7 protein-coding genes and 1 pseudogene are annotated in these 5,608 nt (G+C 60.5%); all 8 read right to left on the bottom strand.

The features are described from left to right. Positions 1-821, bottom strand: an 821-nt coding sequence (locus tag I2H19_RS09705) for a PTS system mannose/fructose/sorbose family transporter subunit IID (RefSeq protein WP_195622535.1), incomplete at its 3' end; no start/stop codon positions are given. Next, positions 802-1,575, bottom strand: coding sequence for a PTS mannose/fructose/sorbose/N-acetylgalactosamine transporter subunit IIC (locus I2H19_RS09710; protein ID WP_195622532.1), 774 nt, complete (start codon positions 1,573-1,575; stop codon positions 802-804). The genes I2H19_RS09710 and I2H19_RS09705, both read right to left, overlap by 20 nt. 225 nt (positions 1,576-1,800) lie before the next feature. Continuing rightward, complete coding sequence (locus I2H19_RS09715) at positions 1,801-2,691, bottom strand: DMT family transporter (RefSeq protein ID WP_232219764.1); 891 nt, start codon at positions 2,689-2,691, stop codon at positions 1,801-1,803. Positions 2,692-2,779: 88 nt separating this feature from the next. Next, the gene (locus I2H19_RS09720) at positions 2,780-3,613 is read right to left on the bottom strand and encodes a PTS system mannose/fructose/sorbose family transporter subunit IID (RefSeq protein ID WP_195622533.1); all 834 of its coding nucleotides are present in this window, start codon (positions 3,611-3,613) and stop codon (positions 2,780-2,782) included. Beyond that, positions 3,594-4,367 (bottom strand): PTS mannose/fructose/sorbose/N-acetylgalactosamine transporter subunit IIC, encoded by a 774-nt coding sequence (locus tag I2H19_RS09725; RefSeq protein ID WP_195622534.1) that lies wholly within the window; start codon positions 4,365-4,367, stop codon positions 3,594-3,596. The genes I2H19_RS09720 and I2H19_RS09725 overlap by 20 nt, the downstream gene beginning before the upstream one ends. A gap of 58 nt (positions 4,368-4,425) precedes the next feature. Beyond that, entirely contained in the window at positions 4,426-4,908 is a 483-nt protein-coding gene (locus I2H19_RS09730; RefSeq protein WP_099432286.1) for a PTS sugar transporter subunit IIB, read from the bottom strand. 57 nt (positions 4,909-4,965) lie between these two features. Beyond that, the gene (locus I2H19_RS09735; protein WP_035137739.1) at positions 4,966-5,385 is read right to left on the bottom strand and encodes a PTS sugar transporter subunit IIA; all 420 of its coding nucleotides are present in this window, start codon (positions 5,383-5,385) and stop codon (positions 4,966-4,968) included. 46 nt (positions 5,386-5,431) lie between these two features. Then, positions 5,432-5,608: pseudogene (locus I2H19_RS10145) on the bottom strand (SIS domain-containing protein); the annotation flags it as partial.

Consider the following 5,608-nt stretch of genomic DNA (forward strand, 5'->3'; position numbering starts at 1 on the left):
CCGAAGAACGCGCCGATGATGCCCACGACCATGGTGGCAACGATCAGCACCATGGGGTTGATCTTCTTGGACAGCAGCCAGTAGTACAGCCAGAAGGCGATCATGCCGAGCATGCCGGGCATGATGCCGTCCAGGATGTCCTGGAGGGTCTGGGCGTCCTCGCCCGAGCCGATGGCCACCGGGATGCTGGCCCAGAACATGTCCTTGCACATGGCGCCCACGACCATGACGCCCACGATGCCCACGCAGGTCATGATCTTCTGCATGAGGCCGGTCCTCTGGGCCTCGTCCAGGAAGCCCACGCCCAGCTCGTAGCCCTTGACGGCGCCCCAGACGCGCAGCGCGAAGCCGGGGACGTTGTAGATGAGCAGGAAGGCGATGGGGCCGAAGGGGTTGCCGGCCTGGCACAGGCTGATGCCCACCGCGGCGGCGACCACGCGCAGCGTCGACAGGAAGATGGAGTCGCCGATGCCGGACAGCGGGCCCATGAGGGCGGCCTTGACGTCGTTGACGCTCTCGGGCTCGATCTCGCCGCGGGCGACCTTCTCCTCCATGGCCATCGCGATGCCGCCGACGAACGGGGCGAACTGGACGGTGATGTTGAAGAACGCGCAGTGGCGGTGCAGGGCCTCGGCGTAGTCGTCGGGGCGGCCGGCGTAGATCTTCTTGAGCATGTTGGCGACCATCAGGCAGAAGGCGATGTTCATCTGCTTGTAGTAGGTCCAGGAGAACTCCATGCCCAGGGCGCCGACGTTGACGGCGCTCTTGACGAGGTCGGAGCGCGTGATCTTGTTCTCGGGACTAGAAGTCATCGTCCTCATCCCCTTCCGCGGAGAGCTGGGGCTGGGCTCCGCCCAGGCCGAGCAGGTCGAACTTGTCGATGCCGATGATGATGGCGATCAGGGCGACGCCCAGGACGGGCACGTTGGCGTAGGAGCACAGCAGGAAGCCCAGGAAGTAGAAGGGCACGAGCTGCTTGGTGAGCACCAGGCGGCCGAGCATGGCGAAGCCCATGGCAGGCAGGATGTTGGCGGCAACGCCGCAACCGTCGATCACAAAGGTCGGGATGAAGTCGAGCAGGCCCTGGATGGCATCGGAGCCCAGGTAGAATGCGCCGCCGCACAGCAGGAAGTACTCAAGGCAGCCAAAGAGGCCCATGCTCCAATGTGCCGCGTAGATACCCTTGAGGTTGCCCTTGGCAGCGCACTTGTCAGCAATGTCAACAATGATCGAGAATCCAGCATCCGTAATGTTGCCGATCGTCAGCGAAAGGACGGCGATAGGCATGGCGAGCGCGATGGCCGTCTCGGTACCCTGACCGAGCTGAATGGCAAACGCGCAGGCGAGCACGCCGCCGACGGTTTCGTTAGGCGGTACGTAGGCGCCGATGGAGATCGAGCCCATGAACAGCAACTCCAGGCTGGCGCCAACGGCAAGGCCGGTCTGCAGGTCCCCCAGCACCAGGCCCACGAGCGGGCACAGGACGATGGGGCGGAACGCGTAGAGGGTGCCGAGCTGGTAGTCGAGACATCCAAACGCTCCGACTAAGCCGACGAGGATTGCTTGGACAAGCATAATTCCTCCCAATAAGGAATCTCGAACCGTCGTCACTCCCGTCGCGCGCGTTGTTGATATCAATTCCGGGAGTTCGATTCCACGGCTCGAAGCGTACCTGGTGTGCTGCTAACACCCATGCCAGGCACAAATGATTTGATACCGATTATAGGTATGCAGGTCCTCACTATTTAATACCACTCGCTCAGCGGGGTGTTTTTTACCGTAAACGGCAGACGTATCCCATCAGGCGCGCTCTTTGTTTCGATGGCGGACAAGCGCCACCAAAAAGCCATCGCCAAAGGCATCGTATGCCAAGTTGCCTACAATCACCAAAACGATAATCGCCGCGCCCAAAAACTCGTTCCAGCGAAAGACCTCGCCAAAGAGGAGCGCCGACCAGCAGGGAGCGAGCACGACCTCGCTCATGCAAACCAAGTTGGCCGCAAACGCGTTAGTGCGCGCAATCCCCTTGGCATATAGCACGCTCGCAAGGCCACTGCAAAAAAGGCCATGCACCAGCATGAGCCCCCACTCAAATGGTCTCACGGAGTCTAGGGCGCCAGCAAAATAGACGATCGGCAGCATCGAGATACCGCAGGAGATGAGCGAGGACACCATGGGCGACGCATCGGGGCGAGAGTTCAAAAAGAAACACAGCCCAAAGGTGGCGCCCGAAATGACGGCAAGCAGGTTGCCGAGCATGCCCTCGGCACTCAAATCGCCTAAAAAGAAAAGTCCCATACCCGTAAAAGCAACCACCACGGAGGCAATCTTCGCAGGCGAGGGCAATGTGCGAGCTGCGAGCGATTGATACACGATAACGAAAATCATCGAGGTGTACTGCAGGACGATCGCGTTGCCGACCGTCGTGAGCTGGTTGGCAAAGTTAAACGTGGTGCCCGTCACGAAGTTGCAGACGGCCACAAGGACAATAAGACGGCTGACGCGAAGGACGGGCCTGCCGACGAGCAGGATAAAGAGCGCCATAAATATTGCCGTGACGGCACCGATCAAAAGAGCTGACTGCGAATTGGCGCGAACGAGGATGCCGATAAAACTCCACAAGAGCGCCGTGCCAAATAGATACATCGCCCCGCTCACGCCATTATCGGGTGGATTGTCAGATCGAATCACGAAGCACCTCCAACTAGCTTTCGGTAATAAAAAACGGCGACCGCAATGGGTCGCCGTTTCCCTTGGGGGCAGATAATAGGCCGGGCCCTTACGCCAGCACGCCGAAGAACGCGCCGATGATGCCCACGACCATGGTGGCAACGATCAGCACCATGGGGTTGATCTTCTTGGACAGCAGCCAGTAGTACAGCCAGAAGGCGATCATGCCGAGCATGCCGGGCATGATGCCGTCCAGGATGTCCTGGAGGGTCTGGGCGTCCTCGCCCGAGCCGATGGCCACCGGGATGCTGGCCCAGAACATGTCCTTGCACATGGCGCCCACGACCATGACGCCCACGATGCCCACGCAGGTCATGATCTTCTGCATGAGGCCGGTCCTCTGGGCCTCGTCCAGGAAGCCCACGCCCAGCTCGTAGCCCTTGACGGCGCCCCAGACGCGCAGCGCGAAGCCGGGGACGTTGTAGATGAGCAGGAAGGCGATGGGGCCGAAGGGGTTGCCGGCCTGGCACAGGCTGATGCCCACCGCGGCGGCGACCACGCGCAGCGTCGACAGGAAGATGGAGTCGCCGATGCCGGACAGCGGGCCCATGAGGGCGGCCTTGACGTCGTTGACGCTCTCGGGCTCGATCTCGCCGCGGGCGACCTTCTCCTCCATGGCCATCGCGATGCCGCCGACGAACGGGGCGAACTGGACGGTGATGTTGAAGAACGCGCAGTGGCGGTGCAGGGCCTCGGCGTAGTCGTCGGGGCGGCCGGCGTAGATCTTCTTGAGCATGTTGGCGACCATCAGGCAGAAGGCGATGTTCATCTGCTTGTAGTAGGTCCAGGAGAACTCCATGCCCAGGGCGCCGACGTTGACGGCGCTCTTGACGAGGTCGGAGCGCGTGATCTTGTTCTCGGGACTAGAAGTCATCGTCCTCATCCCCTTCCGCGGAGAGCTGGGGCTGGGCTCCGCCCAGGCCGAGCAGGTCGAACTTGTCGATGCCGATGATGATGGCGATCAGGGCGACGCCCAGGACGGGCACGTTGGCGTAGGAGCACAGCAGGAAGCCCAGGAAGTAGAAGGGCACGAGCTGCTTGGTGAGCACCAGGCGGCCGAGCATGGCGAAGCCCATGGCAGGCAGGATGTTGGCGGCAACGCCAAAGCCAGCAAGGACAAAGGGCGGGATGAAGTCGAGCATGCCCTGGATGGCGTCAGCACCCAGATAGAACGACAGCGAGCACAGCAGGAACGCCATGATGATACCGGTCAAACCGATCAGGAAGTGCATCGCATAGACACCCTTAAGGTTGCCCTGGCCGGAGAAGACATCAGCGCGGTCAACCAGGATCGGCAGGGCGGCGTTGAGGATGTTCTTGATGGCAAGGCACAGCGTGGCGATGGGCATGGCAAGCGCGATGGCTGCCTCGGTGCTCTGGCCCAGCTGGATAACGAAGGCGCAGGCGAGCACGCCGCCGATCGTCTCATCAGGCGGCACGTAGGCGCCGATGGAGATCGAGCCCATGAACAGCAACTCCAGGCTGGCGCCGATCGCGAGGCCGGACTGCAGGTCCCCCAGCACCAGGCCCACGAGCGGGCACAGGACGATGGGGCGGAACGCATAGAGCGTACCGAGCTGGCAGTCGAACTTACCAAATGCGGCGATAAGTCCGATGAGGATTGCTTGGGTAAGCATATATCCCCCTTTCCTAATAGGACACTACGAAGAGCTCAGACTCTTCGAAATTGAACGCCTAGAGCACGCTGGCGCAGTCAACCTTGGGGTCATCGGCCAGGGGTCGAATCTCGACCTCAACGCCACGATCCAGCATCTCGCGCACATCGGCTTCCTCGGCCGCGGTCAGGAAGATCTGACGAGAGACCTGACGAGCATCGGGACGCTTCTCGTCCTTGGGCTTGGTGTTGCCCAGGTTGACCGACTTGATCTGCGGGCAGCCCTCAACAAGCTGCTTTGCCTCAGCAATAGTGGCGACACAGATGATCATCTTGTACTTGTCGGTCACGCCCGAGTTGATAGCTTCGATTGCATGCTCCATATCTTTGATGACGAGCTTGCAGCCGGCAGGCTTGCCCATCTTGAGCGTCGTCTTCCACACCGGGTCGTTAGCGACCTTATCGCCCACGCAGAAGATGCAGTTGGAGCCAAGGCCCTGAACCCAGGAAACTGCGACCTGGCCATGAAGCAGGCGATGGTCAACGCGAAGTAGCTGAATCATAATGTGACCCCCCAAAGGTCTTGTGCCGTCTTACGGCGTGTCAGTAGGTGCTGCGGATTAGAACTCTTCTTCCTCGTCGTCATCGACCAAAAGATCGTTGACAAACTTCACGCGCGTATCGTCCGCAGCGACGATGGCGCGAATCGTCTCCTCAACCGGCGCCGACTCGTCAGAGAACAGCAACTGGATGAGGAGAGGAAGGTTCATGTTGGTAACGAGGTACGTGCGGGGACGCGTCTGGACGATCTTGGTAAACTCGTTGTTGACGCTGCCGCCAAAGAGGTCGGTGCAGACAACGACATCATCGTCAGCAGACATGCCTGCCAGCAGTTTTTGGGCCTCCTCGGCCACGTCCATGCGGCCATCGACGAACATCGAAAGATCGTGGACGTTGTCGCGAGCGCCCGAGAGCAGCTCGACGCTCTCCTTGATGCCGGTAGCGAAGTGCGCATGGCTGGCGATGATGTACTGTCTCATTCTGTGTTCCTCTCAATAGCCCGGCACGTTCCCGCACCCGTTTTCTTTAGTAGTCGAACTGGTGATAGTAGCGACGATACTTGAGGTTGTGCTTGGTGACCGTCTCGTAGTAGCGAGCCAGGCGGTCGGTAACGAGCACCGTCAGAATCCACGGAGACACGATGACGCGGAACTCGTCGTCAAGGCCGGGGATCGCGAACTCGGCGGTGTCGATGATGTTGAT

The organism is Collinsella aerofaciens (assembly GCF_015560135.1).
Taxonomy (GTDB): domain Bacteria; phylum Actinomycetota; class Coriobacteriia; order Coriobacteriales; family Coriobacteriaceae; genus Collinsella; species Collinsella aerofaciens_AN.

Coding starts and splice junctions, on each gene's coding strand:
- I2H19_RS09730 (WP_099432286.1), bottom strand. CDS start 4,908: ATGATTCAGCTACTTCGCGTTGACCATCGCCTGCTTCATGGCCAGGTC.
- I2H19_RS09725 (WP_195622534.1), bottom strand. CDS start 4,367: ATGCTTACCCAAGCAATCCTCATCGGACTTATCGCCGCATTTGGTAAG.
- I2H19_RS09710 (WP_195622532.1), bottom strand. CDS start 1,575: ATGCTTGTCCAAGCAATCCTCGTCGGCTTAGTCGGAGCGTTTGGATGT.
- I2H19_RS09735 (WP_035137739.1), bottom strand. CDS start 5,385: ATGAGACAGTACATCATCGCCAGCCATGCGCACTTCGCTACCGGCATC.
- I2H19_RS09720 (WP_195622533.1), bottom strand. CDS start 3,613: ATGAGGACGATGACTTCTAGTCCCGAGAACAAGATCACGCGCTCCGAC.